The sequence below is a fragment of the uncultured Senegalimassilia sp. genome, assembly GCF_934630535.1.
In the GTDB taxonomy this organism is placed as follows: Bacteria; Actinomycetota; Coriobacteriia; order Coriobacteriales; family Eggerthellaceae; genus Senegalimassilia.
Genome location: NZ_CAKTVU010000003.1, coordinates 51,499 through 73,465, shown reverse-complemented (window position 1 = coordinate 73,465; position 21,967 = coordinate 51,499). Strand labels below are relative to the sequence as shown.

The 21,967-nt window shown below is 61.1% G+C and carries 19 protein-coding genes; 4 read left to right on the top strand and 15 right to left on the bottom strand.

What is annotated here, in order from left to right; translation table 11 throughout:
* Nucleotides 1–56: 56 nt before the first annotated feature.
* Complete coding sequence (locus Q0D52_RS02905) at nucleotides 57–473, bottom strand: Rrf2 family transcriptional regulator (RefSeq protein WP_294380015.1); 417 nt, start codon at nucleotides 471–473, stop codon at nucleotides 57–59.
* Nucleotides 474–910: 437 nt separating this feature from the next.
* Between Q0D52_RS02905 and Q0D52_RS02900 the strand changes: the two genes are divergently transcribed.
* Entirely contained in the window at nucleotides 911–1,783 is an 873-nt protein-coding gene (locus tag Q0D52_RS02900) for a glycoside hydrolase family 25 protein (RefSeq protein WP_294380014.1), read from the top strand.
* An 89-nt stretch (nucleotides 1,784–1,872) separates the two neighbouring features.
* Nucleotides 1,873–2,712, top strand: a complete 840-nt coding sequence (gene larE, locus Q0D52_RS02895; RefSeq protein WP_294380013.1) for an ATP-dependent sacrificial sulfur transferase LarE — start codon at nucleotides 1,873–1,875, stop codon at nucleotides 2,710–2,712.
* Nucleotides 2,713–2,983: 271 nt separating this feature from the next.
* Here the strand turns inward: larE and uvrB are convergent, their stop codons facing one another.
* Together uvrB and coaE are read right to left on the bottom strand one after the other, a co-directional pair.
* Entirely contained in the window at nucleotides 2,984–5,107 is a 2,124-nt protein-coding gene (gene uvrB, locus Q0D52_RS02890) for an excinuclease ABC subunit UvrB (protein ID WP_294380187.1), read from the bottom strand.
* Nucleotides 5,108–5,345: 238 nt separating this feature from the next.
* Nucleotides 5,346–5,954, bottom strand: coding sequence for a dephospho-CoA kinase (gene coaE / locus Q0D52_RS02885; protein WP_294163845.1), 609 nt, complete (start codon nucleotides 5,952–5,954; stop codon nucleotides 5,346–5,348).
* 187 nt (nucleotides 5,955–6,141) lie between these two features.
* On the opposite strand from coaE, the gene Q0D52_RS02880 reads away from it, so the two are divergent.
* Nucleotides 6,142–8,301 carry an acyltransferase family protein gene (locus tag Q0D52_RS02880; protein WP_294380012.1) on the top strand — a complete coding sequence of 720 codons (2,160 nt, stop codon included), beginning with the start codon at nucleotides 6,142–6,144 and terminating at the stop codon, nucleotides 8,299–8,301.
* A gap of 439 nt (nucleotides 8,302–8,740) precedes the next feature.
* On the opposite strand, the gene rpsA is transcribed toward Q0D52_RS02880, so the two are convergent.
* The 4 genes from rpsA to Q0D52_RS02860 form a co-directional block, all read right to left on the bottom strand.
* Nucleotides 8,741–9,943: a 30S ribosomal protein S1 gene (gene rpsA, locus Q0D52_RS02875; RefSeq protein ID WP_294380011.1), complete on the bottom strand. Its 1,203-nt coding sequence runs from the start codon at nucleotides 9,941–9,943 to the stop codon at nucleotides 8,741–8,743.
* A gap of 378 nt (nucleotides 9,944–10,321) precedes the next feature.
* Entirely contained in the window at nucleotides 10,322–10,741 is a 420-nt protein-coding gene (locus tag Q0D52_RS02870; protein ID WP_294360388.1) for a Fur family transcriptional regulator, read from the bottom strand.
* Nucleotides 10,742–10,952: 211 nt separating this feature from the next.
* Nucleotides 10,953–11,291: a P-II family nitrogen regulator gene (locus Q0D52_RS02865; protein ID WP_294380010.1), complete on the bottom strand. Its 339-nt coding sequence runs from the start codon at nucleotides 11,289–11,291 to the stop codon at nucleotides 10,953–10,955.
* Between the two features lie 30 nt (nucleotides 11,292–11,321).
* Entirely contained in the window at nucleotides 11,322–12,596 is a 1,275-nt protein-coding gene (locus tag Q0D52_RS02860; protein WP_294380009.1) for an ammonium transporter, read from the bottom strand.
* 194 nt (nucleotides 12,597–12,790) lie between these two features.
* Here Q0D52_RS02860 and Q0D52_RS02855 point away from each other — a divergent pair, with 194 nt between their 5' ends.
* The gene (locus tag Q0D52_RS02855) at nucleotides 12,791–13,297 is read left to right on the top strand and encodes a GNAT family N-acetyltransferase (protein ID WP_294380008.1); all 507 of its coding nucleotides are present in this window, start codon (nucleotides 12,791–12,793) and stop codon (nucleotides 13,295–13,297) included.
* A gap of 150 nt (nucleotides 13,298–13,447) precedes the next feature.
* On the opposite strand, the gene dxs is transcribed toward Q0D52_RS02855, so the two are convergent.
* The 8 genes from dxs to Q0D52_RS02815 form a co-directional block, all read right to left on the bottom strand.
* Nucleotides 13,448–15,334, bottom strand: a complete 1,887-nt coding sequence (gene dxs / locus Q0D52_RS02850) for a 1-deoxy-D-xylulose-5-phosphate synthase (protein ID WP_294380007.1) — start codon at nucleotides 15,332–15,334, stop codon at nucleotides 13,448–13,450.
* A gap of 44 nt (nucleotides 15,335–15,378) precedes the next feature.
* Entirely contained in the window at nucleotides 15,379–15,699 is a 321-nt protein-coding gene (gene xseB / locus Q0D52_RS02845) for an exodeoxyribonuclease VII small subunit (protein ID WP_294380006.1), read from the bottom strand.
* A 12-nt stretch (nucleotides 15,700–15,711) separates the two neighbouring features.
* A complete protein-coding gene (gene nusB / locus Q0D52_RS02840) occupies nucleotides 15,712–16,182 on the bottom strand; it encodes a transcription antitermination factor NusB (RefSeq protein WP_294380005.1) in 471 nt (156 codons plus the stop codon).
* A 32-nt stretch (nucleotides 16,183–16,214) separates the two neighbouring features.
* Nucleotides 16,215–16,568 carry an Asp23/Gls24 family envelope stress response protein gene (locus Q0D52_RS02835; protein ID WP_294162423.1) on the bottom strand — a complete coding sequence of 118 codons (354 nt, stop codon included), beginning with the start codon at nucleotides 16,566–16,568 and terminating at the stop codon, nucleotides 16,215–16,217.
* Entirely contained in the window at nucleotides 16,565–17,917 is a 1,353-nt protein-coding gene (accC, locus tag Q0D52_RS02830) for an acetyl-CoA carboxylase biotin carboxylase subunit (protein ID WP_294360371.1), read from the bottom strand. Before accC ends, Q0D52_RS02835 begins: the two co-directional genes overlap by 4 nt.
* Nucleotide 17,918: 1 nt before the next feature.
* On the bottom strand, nucleotides 17,919–19,805 hold the full coding sequence (accB, locus tag Q0D52_RS02825) for an acetyl-CoA carboxylase biotin carboxyl carrier protein (RefSeq protein WP_294360368.1): 1,887 nt from the start codon (nucleotides 19,803–19,805) through the stop codon (nucleotides 17,919–17,921).
* A gap of 401 nt (nucleotides 19,806–20,206) precedes the next feature.
* On the bottom strand, nucleotides 20,207–20,767 hold the full coding sequence (gene efp / locus Q0D52_RS02820; protein WP_294162429.1) for an elongation factor P: 561 nt from the start codon (nucleotides 20,765–20,767) through the stop codon (nucleotides 20,207–20,209).
* Between the two features lie 54 nt (nucleotides 20,768–20,821).
* Nucleotides 20,822–21,967 (bottom strand): Xaa-Pro peptidase family protein, encoded by a 1,146-nt coding sequence (locus Q0D52_RS02815; RefSeq protein ID WP_294380004.1) that lies wholly within the window; start codon nucleotides 21,965–21,967, stop codon nucleotides 20,822–20,824.

Genomic DNA, 21,967 nt, shown 5'->3' with positions numbered 1-21,967 from the left:
CCGGTGCGTTTACGGGAACCGATCGTCAACGGCGCTTTCCGCGCTCGGTAAATCCGCTACGCCCCTACATTCCCTTCCAGCACATCGGCAAGCGTGACGCGATCGATGTAAGCATTGATCGCAGCCCCCATGCCATGCCAGAATCCGCGGGCCTCGCATCCCTCCGCGTTATCGCATTTCCCCTCGTTATCGATGCATGCAACCGGCATGCACGAGCCTTCCGTGGCGCGCAGCACATCGCCGATGCGGATCTGGTCGGCGGATCGAGCCAGATAGTATCCGCCGCTCACGCCGCGGATGCTCTTCAGCACATCGGCGCGCACGAGCGCGCCGCCAAGCTGCTCAAGATATTTAACGGAAAGCCCCTGACGTTGCGCGGCTTGTCTCATGGTGACAAGCGAACCCGCCTCCCCCTGCTTGGCGATATCGATCATAAGCCTCAGGGCATAGCGCCCCCTTGTCGAAACCATCATCGTAGCTTCCCATCCTCACCTTATCGCGTCCCGCTTCCCCAACGAGACGTTCGCCTGCTTGCTTGCATAAGCGCGCAACCATCTCAAGATCACGCGCGATAACGCCTGCAAGAGCGTGCGCATCAGGCTAAAACCAACAATGTGATGAGCATATTAGAAGTAAGTTAGTATCATTTGAGTTAACGGCATTAACGCGCGTCAGCGGCTGGAAATCACTTTGAACGGCATCTGGAGACCCCGCGCTCATACCATGGACGGGCGCTCTGCACGCGATACCGTTTGCTACCATAGAGCTTATGAATACTCAGCATCGCAACGGGCGATCAGCCCGAACCTCATCATCAACGCGCAATGCGTCCACGAATCCCCAGGCCTCAACACCGATGGGCAACGCATCTGCACGATCCCGCACCTCTCCGTCGACGCGCAACGCATCCATGCGGTCCGGATCGACTCACCCTCAACAGCGCCCGCGTCGCAACGCCAGCGCCCGCAAGCCGATTGTCATCCTTGTGTTCGCGCTTGCGCTCATTGTCGTCGGCGTATCGGCATGCAACGCGACATCGGCGCTGCTCAACGGCTCATCACAGGAAGAAACCTCCCGCTCGGCCAATACGAGGCAGCCCTATGTCAGCCCCTACGATTTCTCTGGGCTCTCCCAGCAAAACGGCAGGTTCTCATACTCCGAGAACGGGGTCGAAAAGTCGCAAACGGGAATCGACGTGTCCGAGATGCAAGGCGTCATCGATTGGAAGCAGGTTGCAAACGATGGGATCCAGTTCGCCTTCGTGCGAGCCGGCTACCGCGGCACCACCGAAGGCGGGCTGTTTGCGGACGCCCGCTTAGACGAGAACCTTACCGGAGCAACCGACGCGGGCCTTCAGACCGGCGTGTACTTCTACTCGCAAGCCACCAGCGCCGAAGAGGCGCAAGAAGAGGCCGACTTCGTGCTAAGCCAACTTGACGGCCGCAAACTCGACCTTCCCATAACCTTCGACCATGAGAAGGATACAACGGTGAACGCACGCGGGAACAACGTGGACCGCGACACCCTCACAGCAGCCGCGCTAGCGTTCTGCCAACGCGTTGAGCAGGCGGGGTACCGCTCCATGGCATACGGCAACAAAGTGGATATCGCCCGCATGAACTTGGATAGCCTAGGCAACCGCCCCATCTGGTTTGCCGAATACAACGCGCTGCAGCCTTCCGGCCAATTCGACTTCGTGCTTTGGCAGTACAGCAACACCGGAAGCGTGGCGGGGATCTCCACCCCCGTCGACATGAACCTGCGCTTCACCGATATGCTGTAAACGCGAAATCTCCGCGTTCAGCAAAACCTGAAGCTTACTTGATGTGCTAGCGTGCGTAATGCAATCATCCGCAACGCGAAAGGCCGTTCATGAGCACCGATACCACCGCCCCGCTGCCCGCTGAGCTTTCCGAAAAGCACAAGGCCCTGAAGGAGCACCTGGCGAAACTGGGGGCAGTTGCCGTAGCGTTTTCCGGCGGTGTGGACTCCACCCTGCTGTTGAGCGTTGCCGCCGATGTGCTAGGCGACAATGCCGTTGCCATCACCGCTCGCGCGCAAATGATTCCCGCGCGAGAGATCCGCGAAGCAAGCGAATTTTGCACCGAACGCGGCATCCGCCACATGGTGATGGACATTGACGCCTTGTCCATACCAGGCTTCGCGGAGAACCCCGTAGACCGATGCTACTTTTGCAAAAGCGCATTGTTCGCCCGCATCATGGACCAGGCGGCGCGTCTGGGAATACCATACGTGGCCGAAGGCACCAATACCAGCGACCTAGGCGATTACCGCCCCGGGCTCAAAGCGCTTGGCGAGTTAAAGGTGGACAGCCCATTGCTGGCTGCAGGCTTATCGAAAGCCGACGTTCGCGCCCTGTCCCGCAAGCTCGGCCTTCCAACCTGGGACAAACCTTCTTACGCGTGCCTTGCAAGCCGCATCCCCTATAACGAGACCATCACCATCGAAAAGCTTCGATCCGTCGAATGCGCCGAAGATGCCTTGATGAACGCAGGATTTCATCAGGTCCGTTGTCGCGCGCATGGGAACCTTGCACGTATCGAGGCCGCCCCCGAGCAGCGAGCAGCGCTTATGGACGCGCTGATATCCACCGATCTATCCGAGCGCATACACGATGCAGGGTTTGCCTACGTGACCATCGACGCCGACGGCTATCGCACCGGCAGCCTGAACCAAAACGTTTCCGAATAGACCGAATGCGGCGACAACGCTGCAAGGCTGCAAGCTGCCGCCCATACGCAACATCCCCCGCCCTGCGCAAGCCGCAAACCGCCACCGCCAAGCGCAGCATGCGATCGCCCTACGCAAATTACCGGTGCAAGCAAGCGCTACGCAGCCGCTGCCGCTATCATCTGCACCGCAGCATGCGAGGCATGCTTGCTTTGCCAGCACCCCGCGCCGGCAAAGCAAGCCGCCGCAATCGCCCCATCAACCCACGATCGGCAAATAACCGCAGCTAGCTTTACGACCTGCGAGAGCTGCCGTACGCCGCGTTCTTGCGATTGCCGAATGCGCTGCCTTTGCGCGCGCTCTTCTTCAGGTCCTTGAGCACATCCGCCTCGCTTTCGCCTTCCACACCGGCGCGCAGGCGCACCACCTCGTCTCGCAAGCGAGCCGCCTCCTCGAAGTCCATGTTGCGCGACGCCTCGGCCATGTCCTCTTCCATGCTGGAGATGACGCGCAGCACCTCTTCGCGCGATAGCTCGGCAAGCTGCATGTTCACCTGCTCGGACGACACGTCGCCCATTTCCCCATGCACGTAGCTCATAATGTCGACGACCGCTTTCGTGACCGTTTTGGGCGTGATGCCGTGCTCTTCGTTGTATTCCATCTGGATCCTGCGACGACGGCGCGTCTCGGTGATGGCCAGGTCCATGGAATCGGTTGTCTTATCGGCATACATGATTACCTGGCCGTTAGCGTTGCGCGCCGCACGGCCGATGGTTTGGATCAGGCTGCGCTGGTTTCGCAGGAAGCCTTCCTTGTCGGCATCGAGGATGGCGACCAGCGTCACTTCCGGAAGGTCTAAGCCCTCGCGAAGCAAATTGATTCCCACCAGCACATCGAACTTGCCCAAACGCAGATCACGCAGGATATCCACGCGTTCAAGCGTGCCGATATCGCTATGCATGTAGCGGGCACGTATACCACGGTCCAAAAGGTGATCGGTCAAGTCCTCGGCCATCTTCTTCGTGAGCGTGGTTATAAGCACGCGCTCGTTGCGATCGGCGCGCTCCTTCGCCTCGTCGATGATGTCGTCGATCTGGCTTGCACTGCCGCGCACGATGATCTCGGGGTCCAACAAGCCGGTTGGGCGGATGATCTGCTCCACTTGCTGCTGGCTAACCTTCAGCTCATAATCGCCGGGCGTTGCCGATACGTAGACGAACTGCGGCACGCGCTCCTCGAACTCGTCGAAACGCAACGGGCGGTTATCCAAGCAGCTTGGCAACCTGAACCCGTGCTCGGTAAGGGTGATCTTGCGGCTGCGGTCTCCTTCATGCATGCCGCGGATTTGAGGCACCGTCACATGACTCTCGTCGATGATGCACAGGAAATCATCCGGGAAGTAATCGATCAGCGTGTAAGGAGGTTCTCCGGGCTCACGCCCATCAAGATGCCGCGAGTAGTTCTCGATGCCGCTGCAAAACCCCATGGTTTCCAACATCTCAAGATCGTAGTTCACGCGCATCTCCAACCGCTGGGCCTCAAGCAGCTTGCCCTCTTCCTTGAACTGCTGCAGGCGTCCACGCAGCTCTTCTTGGATGGTTTTGATGGCGTGCTCCATCTTCGGGCGCGCCGTCACGTAATGGGAGGCCGGCCAGATGGGCAGCGCCTCGTAGGTTTGCAAAACCTCGCCCGTGACGTTGTCTATCTCCGAGATCTGCTCTATTTCATCGCCCCAGAATTCCACGCGCACCGGATTGTCGGCATACGGCGGGAACACGTCCAGATTGTCTCCACGCACGCGGAACGTGCCGCGCTTCAGCTCATAATCGTTGCGATCGTATTGGATGTCGATAAGATCATGGATCATCTGGTCGCGATCGGTCTCCTTTTGTTTGTCGACGAACACGGCCATGCCCGCATAATCCATAGGGCTGCCGATACCGTAGATGCAGCTTACCGAAGCAACCACGATAACATCGCGCCTGGACAGCAGTGCGCTAGTGGCCGCGTGACGCAGCTTCTCAACCTCTTCGTTGATGGAGGCGTCCTTCTCGATGAACGTGTCAGACGAGGGCACGTAGGCCTCAGGCTGGTAGTAATCGTAGTAGCTGACGAAATACACCACCGCGTTATCGGGGAAGAACTCCTTCAGCTCGCCTGCAAGCTGGGCGGCAAGCGTCTTGTTCGGCGCCATGACAAGCGTAGGCCGCTGCACCGCCTCGATGGTTTTCGCCATGGTAAACGTTTTGCCCGAGCCAGTGACGCCCAGCAGCGTTTGATAACGCAGCCCGTCCTCAACGCCTTGGGCCAGCTTTTCGATCGCCTGCGGCTGATCGCCTGAAGGCTCATATGGGCTGACCACGCGAAACGGCGTGTTCGCGAGGCGCACTTCGGGCAGCTTGCCCTCCATTGCCATACCCTCGATGTTCTTCAGATGGCTGCTCATATGCAATCACGTCCTCCGCAGGCGCTTCCCTTCGTTCAGTGCTCGAAGTCTAGCACGCCGAATTGAAAAGAACAAGTGTACGTTTTTCGGTTTGCGAATACGGGTAACGCAAAAAGCCCCCGCCGCACAGCGCGCCCGATCGAAATCGGGCGCGCAGCGCCGCAGGGGCCCGCGATGCTCATGCCGGTATGCTTAGCACACGATCGCGTTAGTCAAGCGTTTTGCTGTATTCGCGCCACCACTGCTCGACATGCTCGCGCAGCTGCTCGGGCGTGCCGTCGTTGTTGAACACCACATCGGCCTGCTCGATGCGATCTGCATCGCCGATTTGACGCGCGATGCGGCGGCGCACGTCCTCCTCGTCCCAGCCGCTTGCGACGGCGCGGGCAATGCGGTCGTCAAGCGGAGCGAGCACGGCGATGACCACATCGGCGCCGTTTGCCATGGACACCTGGCGGTTCTTGAAGACGGAGTACTCGACCACCACGGCCTTGTTTCCCTGGCGCTCAAGCTCGTCGAGCTGGTCGGTGAACGCCTCCTCGATGCGCGGCATGGTGATGCGGTTGAGCTTGCGCGTCTCCGCCGGCGTGGCGAAAGCCTTCGCCGCCACCTTCGAGCGCACGATCTGGCCGTCAGAGCCCAGGATATCGGCACCGAACGCCTCTACCAGATCGGCCTTGACCGTATCCCACAGCAGCACGTCATGCCCGACCTTGTCAAGATCGATAAACGGGACGCCCTGCTCGGCCAGAACCTTGCGGGCCGTCGATTTGCCGGCGCCCATGCCGCCGATGACGAACAGCTTCTTCATACCCATGCCTGCCTCCTTTGTCGGCATCGCCACGTTCCCTTCACGCATATCTTCATACTATGATACACGCACCGCACGGCCGAAACACACGGCACATGCCATCATTTGCCGACAGGTTACGGTAGGCGGCACTGGTATACTGGGGCGATGTGCTGCGGATCAAGGGAGCGCAGCAGATGAGAAGGGAAGCATCATGCCGGAAACGCCGGCTGGGAGCCACACACGCAATCGTTCGCGAAGCGGCTACGCGGCCCCCGCACACAACACGTACGCTCAACAACGTTCCGGCACGCACGGCCACGCCGCAAGCGGTTCATCCGCCCCATCGCGCTCTACCCGTCGCGCAAGCACCGCAACGGGCAGCCGTCACGACGGCGCATCGTCGCGCAACGCAAGCGCACCTCGGAACCCGGAACAACCCCAGCGCAAGAAATCGCGCTATATCCCCGCCCTCGACGGCCTGCGCGCGCTTGCCGTGCTCGGCGTCATCGCCTATCACATGGGTATGGCCTGGATACCCGGCGGCCTGCTCGGCGTCACCGTGTTCTTCGTGCTGTCAGGCTACCTCATCACCAGCCTGCTGCTTATCGAATGGGATTCCACGGGCACCATCAACTTGCCCCAATTCTGGCTGCGCCGCGTGAAACGCCTGTTCCCCGCCATCGCCTTCGTCATCATATGCACCGCCGTGCTCTGCACGCTGTTCGACCACAGCCTGCTCACGAAGCTGCGCGAGGACATGTGGGCTGCGCTTTGCTGGGTTACCAACTGGTGGTATATCCTGCGCGACGTATCCTACTTCGACGCGCTGGGCGCGCCCAGCCCCGTCACGCATTTCTGGTCGCTGGCCATCGAGGAGCAGTTCTACGTGGTTTGGCCCGTGGTGCTCATCCTTGCGCACAAGTTCGGCGTGAAGCGCAGCCATATGCGCAACGCCACCTTCGTGCTCGCACTGGCATCCGCGCTTGAGATGGCGCTTCTGTTCAATCCCGATGCCGACCCCTCGCGCGTGTACTACGGAACCGACACCCGCGCATTCAGCCTGCTCATCGGCGCATGGCTTGCCTTCGTATGGCCGTCGAACCAGCTCGGTGCGAACAACGAGATCCACCTGGACCGCAACGTGCGGCTGGCGCTCGACGCCGTAGGCGGTATCGCGCTCATAGGCTTGGTGGCCATGATGGCGGGCATCGAGGGCACGTCGGCGTTCATGTACCGCGGCGGCATCCTGCTCGCCTCCGTGATCACCATGGTCATCATCGCCGTCATCGTGCACCCGTCTAGCCTGTTGGCGAAGGTGTTCGCCGCAAAACCGCTCGTGTGGATCGGCCTGCACTCCTACGGCATGTACCTGTGGCACTACCCTATCCTTCTGCTTATGAACCCGCGCAGCAACATCGACGGCACCCCGTGGTGGATGTACCTGGTGGAGCTTGCCATCATCTTCGCCATCTCATGGTTCTCCTACAAGTTCGTGGAAGACCCCATCCGCCATGGAGCCATCGGGAAGTTCGTGGGCGACGTGCGCAGCGGGCAGATCCTGCTTGCCGATTGGCTCCGCACCCATGCCCTGCCCACAGCTGCGGCCTCCGTGCTCACCATCGTCTGCATCGGCGGGCTGATCTTCGTGCCCGACACCTCCGCACTTGAAGGCGGCGATCTGCTGAAGGACGAATCGGCGCATGTTGCAGGCCTGCCCGCAGACGCATCGGGCACCTCCGCTGCAGCCGAGAAACCCAAGCTCGATGTGCTCATGATCGGCGACTCGGTATCGGTGCGCGCCATCCCCAACTTCACCGAAACGTTCCCCTACGGCGCCATCGATGCCGCCGTGAACCGCCAGCTCACCGTTGGCGAGGAAGTGTACCGCTCCTATGCCGAGCAGGATATCGTGGGCGACGTGGTGGTGTTCGCCCTGGGAACGAACGGGCAGGCCACCGACGAGCAGCTGGACGACCTGCTTGGCGTGGTGGGCACCGACAAGCACGTGTTCTTCGTGAACACCCGCAGCCCGCAAAGCTGGATGGCGGAGACGAACGCTGCACTTGATCGCGCTGCCGAGCGTTACAGCAACGTGCAGGTCATCGATTGGTACAGCCTGAGCGCATCGCACGGCACCTGGTTCGATGGTGACGGCACGCACTTGTCCTCGGAAGGCGCGCAGGCTTATATCGACATGGTTCACGACGCTATCGGAAGCCTTCTACCCGAGCATAAGGAAGGCGACCAGGTGGCGCATGCCGAAACGCCTATGGAGGCCGCAACCTCGAAGGCCATCGCAGCCCAGCAGGCAGCCGTTGCCTCCATTGCCACCAACATAGCCAACAGCCTTGGAGAGCACCCGCAGGAGTAGACGCATCTAAGTCGACACGCGCTCAAACCGAACGATTTCGGGCCGCAATCGTATGCGAATCAATGCATCGCGATTGCGGCCCGATCTGCGTTAAGGGACAAGCGCTGATGATAGGCCCTTAACGCACGCCTCCTGCTTGATTCATGCTCATCGCAACCGTTTTCCGACCCTTAAGGTTTCCGATAACCGTGAACGATGAAGTCGCGTTAAAGGCAAATATGCTGTAGCTTTGCCGGCATTTCTCGCGCCTAGGAGAAGGATGCCTATTGTCGCGCAAAGATACGGCATCAAAGCTACAGCATCAACCGAATACCTTGTCGCCCTGCAGTCCCAGCCTTGGGGATCCTTCGGCAGCCCTCAGACACAACAAGGCCCCCGGCATGTGCCGAGGGCCTTGCAGATGCTAAGCGGTTGCTTGAAGCTTGAGGCTTAGGTCAGCCTATTCAGCCTGCTCTTCAGCGGGCTTGTCGGCCTTCTTCTCGCGCTTCTTAGCCGGCTTCTCCTCAACCTGGATGGACTCGTCCACGGGGATCTCGAAGCCCATCTCAGCAGCAGCAGCCTTCATGGACAGGCTGATGCGACGACGATCGGGGTTGATCTCCATGACCTTGACCTTGACCATGTCGCCGGGCTTGACGACCTGTGCAGGCGTGTCGATGTGACGCATGGCCATCTCGGAGATGTGCACCAGACCCTCGATGGACTGGCCCAGCTCGACGAAGGCGCCGAACGGAACGGTCTTGGTGACCTTGCCGTCGACGATGGAGCCGACCGGGTAGCTCTCGACCAGCTTGATCCACGGATCCTCGGTGGTCTGCTTCAGACCCAGGGAGATGCGCTCGCGCTGCAGATCGACGTCCAGAACCTCGACCTCGACCTCGTCGCCGACCTTGACGACCTCGGACGGATGGTTGACGTGGTTCCAGGACAGCTCGGAGATGTGGACCAGACCGTCGATGCCGCCCAGGTCAACGAAGGCGCCGAAGTCGACGATGCTGGAAACCGTGCCCTTGAGGCGCATGCCCTTGGACAGCTTGGAGAGGATCTCGGCGCGCTCGTTCTTGCGGCCTTCCTCAAGCAGCACGCGACGGGACAGGACAACGTTGTTGCGGTTGCGGTCCATCTCGATGACGCGGGCCTCGATCTCGGTGTGCAGGTACATGTCCAGGTCCTTGACGCGACGCAGGTCGACCAAAGACGCAGGCAGGAAGCCGCGCAGGCCGATGTCCAGGATCAGGCCGCCCTTGACAACCTCGATAACCTCGCCGGTGACGGTCTCGCCAGCCTTGAACTTCTCCTCGACGCTGATCCATGCGCGCTCGTACTCGGCACGCTTCTTGGACAGGATCAGACGGCCGTCCTTGTCCTCCTTCTGCAGGACCAGAGCCTCGATCTCGTCGCCGAGATTGACGATCTCGGACGGATCGGCGTCCTTGCGGATGGACAGCTCGCGGACGGGCACAACGCCCTCGGACTTGAATCCGATGTCCACCAGCACCTCGTCATGCTCGATCTTGACAACCGTGCCGTTGACCAGGTCGCCCTCGTCGAACTCGGTCAGCGTGCCGTCGATCATCTGGTTCATCTGATCGTTGGAGATGTCCTCGAAGTCGATGACGGACGTGTTCTTGATGTCGGTCAAAACGGACCCCTTCCATACTTTGCCGGGGACCCTTCGTCATGAATGATTGCTACATAAACCATGTTCGCTTGCAGGAGATGCTCCCTTTTAAGCAGTGCAACAAACATGTCTCGGGGGCCTACATTACCAATGCTTATGGGACCTTCCCATAAGCCAAACGAGTATACCACGCGCGGCGCGGCATCTAAACTACGATTTTCCAACGGCATTCCGCCCTGCACGATTTCTACGCGGAACGGAGCGGCCCTTCTGGTTTCCACGCCGCTTACGCGAACGGAAACGGATTCCCTACCGACCGCCGTCTTGCGCATCCGATTCAACCCGAATGCCCGGGGACGCGCAGGTCAAGCAGGGTCCTGTGCGCCGACGCAAGACGAGCTATTCCCCGCTATCGCGGCGACAATCGGGGCACACGCCGGAAAACGCCAGGTCAAAACCCGTTACTTTGAAGCCATAGTCGTTCACGATGCGCGCAAGGGGATCAACCCCTTCCGTTTCGATATCGAAAACGCCGCCGCAACGGCTGCACTTCGCATGAAAATGGTCGTCGCAGCGGAAATCGTAGCGGTCCGCCGCATTCGGCACGGGGATGCGCAAGACCTCCCCGCGATCCGACAACACGCTCAAGTTGCGGTACACGGTGGCGCGGGACACGTTGGGGTGATCGCGATGAACCACGTCGTATATGTCCGCCGACGTCGGGTGATTGTGCAGCGAGCGCACCGCATCGAGCACCACCGCACGCTGTTTGGTGTTGCGCGAGCCGCGCGGGCTCTGAACCTGTTCGTTCGCAGTCATCGCGTTGCTCCTATCCCTTTACTGGCTTTTTGCTTAATAGGATTTTATCTCGGTAGTATGTCAGGCGCAATCCGCTCACAACCATTCCATCGGCCTTCGCCAAGGGGACGCACATACGCATATAGGAAGGCCTCCCATTCCCGTTTCCCGGAAATGGGAGGCCTTCAAACTCCTTATGGACACATCGCGGTCGCAACTAGCTCGCGAAAGGCTAAATCGCCTCGTCTCCACGTTCGCCGGTGCGGATGCGCACCACCTCGTCGACCGGGAAGACGAAGATCTTGCCGTCTCCCACGTTGCCGGTTCGAGCGGTGGCGCTGATCACGTCGATAAGCGCATCCACCTCGGCATCGTCGCAGATGATCTCGAACTTCACCTTCGGCACCATGTTCAACAGCACCTCGGTGCCGCGGTAGTACTCCTTCCAGCCATGCTGGGACCCGCAGCCTTGCACCTGCGAGATGGTCATGCCCGAAACCTTTGCCGCAAACAGGGCGTCTTTGAGCGGCTCAAGCTTTTCAGGACGAACGATAGCGGTGATCTTCTTCATGGTTCAACTCCTTCCAATGCTAGCCGCAGCTTAGTCCAAGCCGATGTATGCAGGGTAAGCGGATTCGCCGTGGGCCGCAATGTCGAGGCCCTGAGCTTCCTTCTCCTCGCTAACGCGCAGGCTGCCCTTGAAGCAGGCCTTCACGATGAAAGCGAGCACCACATCGAGAATGCCGACGAACACGATGGTGATGGCGATGCCGGCGATCTGGCTGCACAGCAGGCTTACGTCGCCGGTGTACAGAAGGCCGCCGAAGTCGGTCCAGGACAGCTCGGGCACGCAGAAGATGCCGGTGCAGATGCCGCCCACGATGCCGCCGACCGCGTGGCAACCGAAAGCGTCGAGCGCGTCGTCGTAGCCGATCTTGGCCTTGCAGAACGAGATGGCGAAGTAGCAGATGGGAGAAACGATCAGGCCCATGATGATCGCAGCCCAGGGCTCGACGAAGCCGGCAGCCGGGGTGATGACGACCAGACCGGCGACAAGGCCGGTGGCGGCGCCGACGAGCGTGGGCTTGCCCACCTTCACGCGCTCGACGATCATCCAGGAGACGAGCGCCGCGCCGGAGGCGACCACGGTGTTGATCAGAGCCAGGCCCGCAACGCCGTCGGCCACGAACTCGGAACCGGCGTTGAAGCCGAACCAGCCGAACCACAGAAGCGCTGCACCCAAGGCCACGAACGGCACGTTATGCGGACGATAGCTCATCATGCCGAAGCCCTTGCGCTTGCCGAGCATGAGGCACAGGATAAGGCCGGTCAAACCAGAGGAGATGTGCACAACGTCGCCGCCGGCGAAGTCGAGCGCGCCGATGGTGTCGCCGATCAGGCTGCCGTCGCCGCCCCAGACCATGTGCGCCAAAGGCGGATACACCACGATGGTCCACAATGCCACGAACGCGCACACCGCGCCGAACTTCATACGGCCGGCAAGAGAACCCGTGATAATAGCGGTGGTGATCATACAGAACGCCATCTGGAAGATGAAGTCGATGATGGCAGGATACGTCGCATCCTCAGGAACCGCCTCGACCTCGGCAAGCATGTCCGTCACACCGCCCAGGAAGCCGAGCTGATCGAAGCCCCCGAAGAACGGGCTAGATCCGTCTCCACCGTACGCCAGCGACCAACCGCAGATCGTCCACGTGATCGCCACGATGCCGATGGCCGAGAACACCATGATCATCGTGTTCACAACGTTCTTTCGACGCGACAGGCCTCCGTAGAAAAACGCCAAACCCGGTGTCATGAGCAAGACGAGCATGGCGCATACCAGCATGAATGCCGTTGAACCCGTGTCATACATCGCGCTACCTCCTTCGTTTCCGATACCCATTCCCTCTGAGCACCTTTTTCTTACGCATTCGATAGTGCCACTGATTGACCTGGCCTTTTGGGCTGATCGGCATTGTTAACGAACCGGGAAACGCTTTGTAACGAGCACGAGACGCGGGTGTTACAATGTGGAAACAGGCGAACTTATTTGAAAGGAACGGGCTTATGGGCGTGCGATTCGTTGCCGTTGAAACGGACGAAGATCAGGAAAAGCTGGCAAAGCTGGCTGATGAGATTTGGCACGAGTACTGGCCCGCGATCATCGGTGATGCGCAGACCGACTACATGGTCGAAAAGTTCCAAAGCTTGGAAGCCATTAAACAGGATATGGCAGAACACGCCTACGAATACTGGTTCGTGGTCGACGAGGCCGGCAAAACCGTAGGCTACACCGGTGGGCGCGAGGAGCCGCAGACGAGCCGCTACTTCATTTCGAAGATTTACCTTCTGGCAGAAGAGCGCGGCAAGCATTATGCGTCGCAGATCATCGGCTTCTATACCGATACATGCCGCTCTCGCGACCTGCATAGCATGTATCTGACCGTCAACAAGCAGAACGATCTTGGAATCCGAGCCTATTACGGCAAAGGGTTCGTCACCATCGAATCCGTCAAGAACGACATCGGAGACGGGTTCGCCATGGACGATTACGTCATGGAAAAGGAAGCGTAGCTTCTTTCGCCTATGCGTCAGCAAGTCTCAAACGGCTTCGCGATACAGGAAAGGCCCCGCGTCCTTCGGTTCCGTTCTCCGATCTTATCGGCGAAAGCAGGTTCCGAACAGCGCGGGGCCTTTTCGTTTATATGATTATGGATCTGCTGGCTACAATGCCCGATAGCGCTGTTCCACGCTAGCGGCAATGCCCTCGGCATCAAGGCCCTGCTCGTGAAGCAGCTGGCCAACCCCGCCTTGCGTGACGAACTCGTCTTTGATACCCAGATTTAACGCCGGGGTATGCAATGCCATACGGGCCATCTCGCCGAGCACGCCTTCGCCAGCGCCGCCGGCGATTACGCCCTCCTCCACCGTGACGACCAGCTTCGTTTCGGCAGCTGCTCGAATAGCCTGCTCATCAAGCGGCTTCACCCAGCGCATATCCACAACACGGGCGCGAATCCCCTGCTCGGCAAGCAAGTCCGCCGCCTTGAGCGACTGACCCGCCATACGGCCGAACGCTAAAATGGCAAGGTCCTCGCCTTCGCGCACCACGCGCGCCTTGCCCTCCGGCAGCACCTCGACAGCCTCGGGCAGCGGGACGCCCTCGCCCTCGCCGCGCGGATAGCGGATGGCGAACGGGCCGCCCATCGCAAGCGCCGTATGCAGCGCATGCACAAGCTCGGCCTCGTTCGAAGGCGCCAGCACGCGCATGTTGGGCACCATGCGGGCATACACCAGATCGAACACGCCATGGTGCGTAGGTCCGTCGGCGCCGACGATGCCGGCGCGGTCGATGGCGAACACCACATCGAGCTTCGGCAGCGCCACGTTGATGATCATCTGATCGATAGCGCGCTGCATAAAGGTGGAGTACAACGCCACCACGGGCTTTTTGCCGTTCGCCGCCAGGCCGCCGGCGAAACCGACCGCATGCTCCTCGCAAATGCCCGTATCCACGAAGCGTTTCGGGAACTTCTCTGCAAACTCATCAAGGCCGGTGCCGCCCTTCATGGCAGCGGTGATGGCGACGATGTCGGGGTTGTTCTGCGCCTCGGCGACCAAAGCCTTGCCGAACACGTTGGTGTACTTCGGAGCAGAGGGCTTTCCTGATTTGATAACCTCGCCGGTTGCGATGTTGTAGGGCGCGATGCCGTGGAACTTCTCGGGATTGCGCACGGCGGGCATATAGCCTTGTCCTTTGCGCGTGACCACATGCATAAGCACCGGTCCGTCGGCATTCAACACGGCTCGCAGCGTTTCCCGCAGCTGCGCGATGTTGTGCCCGTCGATCGGCGCCGTGCACACGATGCCCAGCTGCTCGAAGATCATGGAATGGGGAATGACGAACTGCTTCATCGATTCTTTCATGCTGCGACCGAAGCTGGTGATGGCCTTGCCCACCGGACCGCTGCTCTCCAAATGCTCCTGCACGTTGTCGCGCGCCTGGCGGTACTGCGACGATGCGCGCATGTAACCAAGGTGCTTCATGAGCGCGCCGACGTTATGCGAGATGGACATCTCGTTGTCGTTCAAGATGATGACCATGGGCGTTTGAGCCTGGCCGATGTTGTTCAGCGCCTCGAATGCCATGCCGCCGGAAAGCGCCGCATCGCCGATAAGGGCAACGACCTTCTGGTCGGTTCCCGCCAGATCACGGGCCTCGGCCAAGCCGAGCGCCACCGAAAGAGAATCGGATGCGTGCCCGGAATAATGCACGTCGTAGGGGCTTTCGCTGGGCTTGGGGAACCCCGAAAGGCCGCCATAGGTGCGCAGCGTGCCGAAGTCCTTCAAGCGTCCGGTGACCAGCTTGTGCGCATACGCTTGATGCCCCACATCGAACACGATCTTATCCTTGGGGCAATCAAGCAGGCTGTGCAACGCCAGGATGATCTCCACCGCGCCCAAAGACGAGGCAACGTGACCACCGGTTTTCGAGGTGGTGGTCACGATCTCCTGACGGATCTCGCCCGCAAGTATAGACAGCTCCTCATTGCTGAGGAGCTTCAGGTCGGCAGGGGATGCGATTATGTCCAGAATGCGCTTATCGCTCATGCTGCGCCTTTCCTTTGTCATGCCATCCGATCGCCTTGCGCGACCTAGGCGGAAACGACGGCCTGGCTTTGCTGAGCCGCGCCGTCGTCCGCTTGACCTTCCATACGCGCATCCGCCGCTGATGCCGCAGATCGCGCGATGCCATCGGCAAGCTCTGCCGGGGCATCGGAGGCCAGCGCCTCTTGGACGCTGGCCTCATCAATACCCTGTTCAAGCAAATCGCTTGCACGAAGCCCCAGGCCAACCGCTTCCTCATAAAGGGAAAGCGCCTGATCCAAGGGCAAATCCTTATCGTTTACCGCCTCGACGATCTCATCAAGGCGGCTTTTGAGCTCCTCGAAGGATCCGTACGATTCCAATGCCACCGAATCGCGCCCTTACAGCACCAGGGGCTGCGCCGGGTCATCACCGGCGGGAGCAGCAGCAGCGCCGTCGTCGATGTCCTTGGCGATGCGGCCGAGCACGCCGTTGACGAAACGCGGGGAATCATCCTCGCCGCCGAAATCCTTCGCCAGCTCCACCGCCTCGTTGATGGCAACGCTGGTAGGCACGTCTTCCACGAACATGATCTCATAGGCGGCCAAGCGCAAGATGGAGCGGTCGACGATGGGCATGCGGCCCAGCGACCAGTTCTCCGCAGCAGCTTTCAGGCTGCCGTCGATGACGATGCGGTTCTGCTCGACGCCGCGCACCAGATCCTGAGCATACTGCGAAAGCGGGCCCTCCTCGGACGGGAAGACGCCTTCAGCTACGATCTGGGCCGCAGAAGCGCCCTTGATCTCGGCAGTGTACAGAACCTGCAGCGCGACGCGACGTGCCGTCGTGCGCTCGTGTCTTTTCGATGCCATGTGCAAATAATCCCCTGTGCTTCTTCTTGTTCCTAACGGTTGAACTGGACGCCGTCGATGTAGACGTCGACCGATCCAACCTGCGCGCCCACCTGGCTTGCAACGGCGTCCGCCACAGACTGGCGGACCGCAGCAGCCACGTCGGGCAGCACGTGTCCATAATAAACGTCGATGCGCACCGAGATCTGCAGCTTGTCGTTTTCATCCGCTGCGATCTCGATACCGGACGTGGAGGGCTTGCCGCCGAGCACGCCGCGGATGCCGCGGCTTGCCACGGGGGCGTTGCCCACGCTGGCAACGCCGTCCACGTCGGCTACGGCGATGGAGACGATGGTTTCGACGACGCCCGGCGCAAGCGCCATGCCGTCAACGGTCAAATCGCTCATAACACATCTCCCATCTGGGTTTCGATGAAGTCCGTGGTGGCCTCGCCAGCGCAGAACACCTGGTTATCCAGCACGCGGCGATGGAACGGCAGCGTGGTGGGGATGCCTTCGATGACGAACTCGTCAAGGGCGCGGCGACCGCGCGCCAGGCACTCCTCGCGATCCTGGCCGTGCACGATGAGCTTAGCCACCATGGAGTCATAGAACGGGCTGATCTTCGAGCCGGAATGCACGTATGCCTCCACGCGCACGCCCGGGCCCGCCGGGGGCTCGAAGCGCGTGATGGTGCCAGGGCACGGACGGAAGCCGTGCTCGGGGTCCTCGGCGTTGATGCGGAACTCCATGGCATGGCCGAACGGCGTGAAAGGCGCCCTATCGGCGCAGCTCATAGGCTCGCCGGAGGCGATGCGCAGCTGCTCTTTGATGATATCGGTGCCCGTGATCTGCTCGGATACCGGATGCTCCACCTGCACGCGCGTGTTCATTTCCATGAAGTAGAACTTGCCCGTGGTGTCCAGCAAAAACTCGATGGTGCCGGCATTGCGGTAGTCCACGGCGCGCACGGCCTTGATGGCGGCAACGCCCATGGCGCGGCGCAGCTCGTCGGTCAGCGCCGGCGAAGGGGCCTCCTCGATAAGCTTCTGGTGACGACGCTGCACGGAGCAGTCGCGCTCGCACAGGGCCACGTTGTTGCCGAAGTCGTCGGCGAGCACCTGGACCTCCACGTGACGCGGGCGCAGCACGAGCTTCTCAAGATACACCTCGTCGTTGCCGAACGCGGCGCCGGCCTCGGCGCGGGCTGCCTTGTAGTGCGATTCCAGGTCGGCGGGGTCGTGAACCTCGCGCATGCCCTTGCCGCCGCCGCCGGCGGTTGCCTTGATGAGCACGGGGTAACCCACGCTCTCGGCGAACTGACGGGCCTCCTCCACGGTGTCGATGCAGCCATCGGAACCGGGGACGGTGGGCACGCCGCAAGCCTTCATGGTCTCGCGGGCAGAGGACTTGTCGCCCATACGCTCGATGCACTCGGCGGAAGGGCCGATGAACACCAGGTCGTTGTCCGCGCAGGCGCGGGCGAAGTCGGCGTTTTCCGCCAGGAAGCCGTAGCCAGGATGGATGGCATCGGCTCCGGTGATGGTTGCCGCCGCGATGATGTTGGACATGACCAGGTAGCTTTTCGTGGCCTGAGCAGGACCGATGCACACCTTCTCGTCGGCATACCGCACGGGATAGGTGTTCTCGTCCTCGGTGGAGTACACCGCCACGGTCTTGACGCCCAGCTCCTTGCAGGCGCGCATGACGCGCAGGGCAACCTCGCCGCGGTTTGCGATGAGTACTTTCTTGAACATGTTACTGCTCCGAGATGGGCTGGACGGAATGGGGCTCGATGTAGAACAGCACGGTGCCGAACTCGACCGGATCGGCGTCCTTGACGCACACCTCGCGCACGGTACCCATCTCCTCGGCGGTGATCTCGTTCATGAGCTTCATAGCCTCGACGATGCACAGGGTCTGGTTGGCGGCAACCTCGTCGCCCACCTTCACGAACGCAGGCTCGCCCGGAGCGGGAGCTGCATAGAACGTGCCGACCATGGGGGCCTTCACGGCATACCAGTTGGCAGGACGCTCGGGCTCGGCGGCGGCAGCGGCCGGAGCGGCAGGGGCCGCTGCAGGAGCTGCGGGCGCGGCGGCGACTGCCGGAGCGGCGGCAACCGGTGCGGCGGCCGGCATTGCGCCGGGCATGCGCACGGCGATGCGCTGACCGCCGTCCTCGACCACGATCTCGCCTACGCCGCTTTCCTCGGCAACGCGAACCAGTTCGCGAATCTGGTTGATATCCACGTAATCGTCCTCCTTGGTATTGCTGGACTCCTCCTGCATGAGGAAGTCGACTTTCTCGGATGCGCGGTGCTTGCTTAAGAAGGTGCGCGCCTCGTTGGGGAACAGGGCGTACATGAGCACGTCCTCTTCGCTTTGGGCCAGATCGCCGACCTCTTCGACGACCTCGTCATAGGTGGTGGTGACCAGGCTTGACGGGGCAACGTCGTCGGGCAGCACCTGCGAATTGCCCGCGACCTTCTTCATGATCTCGGGATCGATGCGTCCCGGAGCCTTGCCGTAGTAGCCGCAGATGTAGTCCTTCATCTCCTTGGACACGACGCCCCAGCGCTTGCCGGTAAGCACGTTGAACACGGCCTGCGTGCCAACGATCTGGGACATGGGCGTGACGAGCGGCGGATAGCCGACCTCTGCACGCACGCGCGGGATCTCCTTCATGACCTCGGGAAGGCGATCGGATGCGTTCTGCACCTCGAGCTGGCTCATGAGGTTGGACATCATGCCGCCGGGCACCTGATGCGAGTACACCTGCATATGGATGAGCGAGGACACGCCGCGCTTGTAGTGGCTGCGCTTGCGCACTTCCTCCCAGTATTCGGCGATCTCGAAGAGCAGGTCCAGATCAAGGCCGGTGTCGTAGCGGCTTTCCTGCAGCGCCGCCACGATCATCTCGACGGCGGGCTGGGAGTTGCCGAACGCCAGCGGCGCGGATGCGGTGTCGACGATGGACACGCCCGCCTCGGCAGCCTTGAGGTAGTTGGCCGGGGCCATGCCGCCGACGTAGTGGCAGTGCAGGTGCACGGGCAGGCCGATCTCGGCGTTGAGGGCCTTCACGATGCGCTCGGCGCGGTACGGCGTCATAAGGCCGGCCATGTCCTTCACGCAGATGGAGTCGGCACCGAGCTCCTTGAGCTGCTGCGCGTACTCAAGGTAGCTGTCAAGCGTATGCACCGGGGAGATGGTGTAGGAGATGGCGCCTTCGAAGTGCCCGCCGCATTCGTTGACTGCCTCGGCGGTATCCACCACGTTGCGGATATCGTTGAGCGCGTCGAACACGCGGAACACGTGCACGCCGTTGCGCTTGGAAGCCTTGATGAAGCGGTTCACGATCTCGCGGGAATAATGCTTGTAGCCAACCAGGTTCTGACCTCGGGTGAGCATGGACAGCGGCGTGTTCGGCGTTGCCGCGTTGATGGAACGCAGGCGGTCCCACGGATTCTCATCCAAAAAGCGCATGCACGAGTCGAACGTCGCGCCGCCCCATGCCTCGATGGCCCAGTAGCCGACGCGATCCATCTTCGGCAGGATCGGCAGCATGTCGCCGATGCTCATGCGCGTGGCCCACAGGCTTTGCTGGCCGTCACGGATAGTGGTATCCATGATCTGAAGCCTTGACATGAACTCGCACCCCCTTCGTTTTCAAGTGATACAGACCGTATAGATCGAAACCAGGATTATAGAAGATACCGGAGCCGATACCGTGCGCACACGGCGAATTCACGGGCAAGAAACAGAAACGCCGCCCAGGCGGCGCGCTTCGCAAGCCGCCAAGCAGCGATGACCGACACATGCAGCGGCACCCATCGCGCACCAGAAGGAACTAATCCAAATACAACGAATGCGCCCTGAACGGGCGCATTCGGAGATATCGTCGCACTCGACGAAACATTTATTCATGCTTCGGTTCGCCAAACAAGGGCGGACACGGGCTTCCGCAAGCGTCTTTTGCCGTGTTTCAATCGCGCAGCAATAGCCGTTCGACGCGAAAGCACGATCATCGACCGCCGATGCGATGCGAGCTAGACGCGCTTGATGACGCGGCCGTCGCGGGTGTCGATCTGCAGCACGTCGCCGATCTCGACGAACGTGGGCACCTGCAGTTCGACGCCGGTCTCGAAGGTTGCCGGCTTGGTGGTGTTGGTGGCGGTGTCGCCCTTGAAGCCGGGCTCGGTGTGCGTGCACTCGAGCTCGACGAACATCTGCGGCTCGATGCTGATAAGCTCCTCGCCGGCGTACAGCAGGCTGGCCTCGTCGTTTTCCTTGAGCCACTTGGCGGTGTCGCCGACGGTCTCGGCGGGCATGCTCATCTGGTCGTAGGTGTTGGGATCCATGAAGTAGAAATCGGAACCGTCGTTGTACAGGTACGTCATCTTGCGGGTTTCCAGACGCACGGTATCGAACTTCGTGCCGGCGTTGAACGTGTAGTCGACCACGCGGCCGGTCTTGATGTCGCGAAGCTTCGTGCGGACGAAGGCGCCGCCCTTGCCGGGCTTGACATGCTGGAACTCGACGATGGTGCACATCTTGCCGTTGTTGACGATGCACATTCCGTTCTTGAAATCGGCGGTAGAGATAGCCACTGGTAGATCCTTTCAACCGTTCAGGCGACCAAGGCCGCCCCTTTAGTTCAACCCTTAAATTATAACCATGTCATGCGTAGATTGCGTGAAAACCTGGAATCCCGTTTCGGTGACCACGCCGAAATCCTCTAAACGCATGCCGAAATCGCCCTCCAGGTAGATGCCCGGCTCCACCGTGACCACGTTACCCGGGGCAAGCGGCTCCTTGTTGCGAGGCGACAACACGGGCTCCTCATGGATGTCGATGCCCACGCCATGGCCCAAGCCGTGACCCATCTTGCCGGCGAATCCGCCCGCCGCAAGGACGTCTTCGGCCATCTGGTGCATCTGCGCGCCGGTGATGCCGGGCCTGATAGCGGCTTCCACCTGCTCGTTGGCCTCGCGCAGCGTTTCGTAGGCTGCGCGCATCTGCGCGTCAGGCTGACCGACGAACACGGTGCGGGTCATGTCCGAACAATACCCGTGGGCGCGAGCGCCGAAGTCCATGACCACGCACTGCCCCGCCTCAAGCTTCGCCTCGCCCGGAATGGCATGCGGGCTCGCGCCGTTGGCGCCACAGGCCACGATGGAGGAGAACGCCAGGCCGGACGCGCCGTGACGCAGCATCCAGTCCTCAAGCTCGATCTGCACCTGCCGCTCGGTCATGCCCGGCTTCATATAGGTGACGATATAGGAGAACGCCGCATCGGTGATGGCCTGGGCCGCCTTCATGCGCGCAACCTCCGACGGCTCCTTGACCGCGCGCAACATTCGAACGAAGTCCGAGGTCTCGCGCAGCTGCGGAGATGCCGGAGCCTTGGCAAGGGCGCCCTCGAGCGCGCGGAACGCCGCAAGCGTCATGGAGTCCTCGATGCCGAGCACGATGCTCTCGGGCGCCGGCGAGCCGGCGGGCGCGTTCGCATGCCGACGCGCGAACACATCGGCAACCCATTCGCCATGGCCTTGGCGCGCATCGTCGACGGCGATGACGCCTTCGCCTTGCGCCGCCTTGCGCGCCGCGCCGCTGTAGCGGGAATCGGTGTGCAGCACTGCGTCATGCGGCGTCACCAGAAGCGCATGCGCCTGTTCGTCGTCGAACACGTCATCGAATGCCGTCAGCCATTCGATGCTGGCGGTGTCGCGCACCAAAAAAGTGCGAATGCCGTTTTCCGCCGCCGCATCGCGCAGCCGTTCCAAACGCCCTGCTGCCTGGGCTTTCAT

Coding starts and splice junctions, on each gene's coding strand:
- Q0D52_RS02905 (WP_294380015.1), bottom strand. CDS start 473: ATGATGGTTTCGACAAGGGGGCGCTATGCCCTGAGGCTTATGATCGAT.
- Q0D52_RS02900 (WP_294380014.1), top strand. CDS start 911: ATGCGGTCCGGATCGACTCACCCTCAACAGCGCCCGCGTCGCAACGCC.
- larE (WP_294380013.1), top strand. CDS start 1,873: ATGAGCACCGATACCACCGCCCCGCTGCCCGCTGAGCTTTCCGAAAAG.
- uvrB (WP_294380187.1), bottom strand. CDS start 5,107: ATGGCAATGGAGGGCAAGCTGCCCGAAGTGCGCCTCGCGAACACGCCG.
- coaE (WP_294163845.1), bottom strand. CDS start 5,954: ATGGGTATGAAGAAGCTGTTCGTCATCGGCGGCATGGGCGCCGGCAAA.
- Q0D52_RS02880 (WP_294380012.1), top strand. CDS start 6,142: ATGCCGGAAACGCCGGCTGGGAGCCACACACGCAATCGTTCGCGAAGC.
- Q0D52_RS02870 (WP_294360388.1), bottom strand. CDS start 10,741: ATGACTGCGAACGAACAGGTTCAGAGCCCGCGCGGCTCGCGCAACACC.
- Q0D52_RS02865 (WP_294380010.1), bottom strand. CDS start 11,291: ATGAAGAAGATCACCGCTATCGTTCGTCCTGAAAAGCTTGAGCCGCTC.
- Q0D52_RS02860 (WP_294380009.1), bottom strand. CDS start 12,596: ATGTATGACACGGGTTCAACGGCATTCATGCTGGTATGCGCCATGCTC.
- Q0D52_RS02855 (WP_294380008.1), top strand. CDS start 12,791: ATGGGCGTGCGATTCGTTGCCGTTGAAACGGACGAAGATCAGGAAAAG.
- dxs (WP_294380007.1), bottom strand. CDS start 15,334: ATGAGCGATAAGCGCATTCTGGACATAATCGCATCCCCTGCCGACCTG.
- nusB (WP_294380005.1), bottom strand. CDS start 16,182: ATGGCATCGAAAAGACACGAGCGCACGACGGCACGTCGCGTCGCGCTG.
- Q0D52_RS02835 (WP_294162423.1), bottom strand. CDS start 16,568: ATGAGCGATTTGACCGTTGACGGCATGGCGCTTGCGCCGGGCGTCGTC.
- accC (WP_294360371.1), bottom strand. CDS start 17,917: ATGTTCAAGAAAGTACTCATCGCAAACCGCGGCGAGGTTGCCCTGCGC.
- accB (WP_294360368.1), bottom strand. CDS start 19,805: ATGTCAAGGCTTCAGATCATGGATACCACTATCCGTGACGGCCAGCAA.
- Q0D52_RS02815 (WP_294380004.1), bottom strand. CDS start 21,967: ATGAAAGCCCAGGCAGCAGGGCGTTTGGAACGGCTGCGCGATGCGGCG.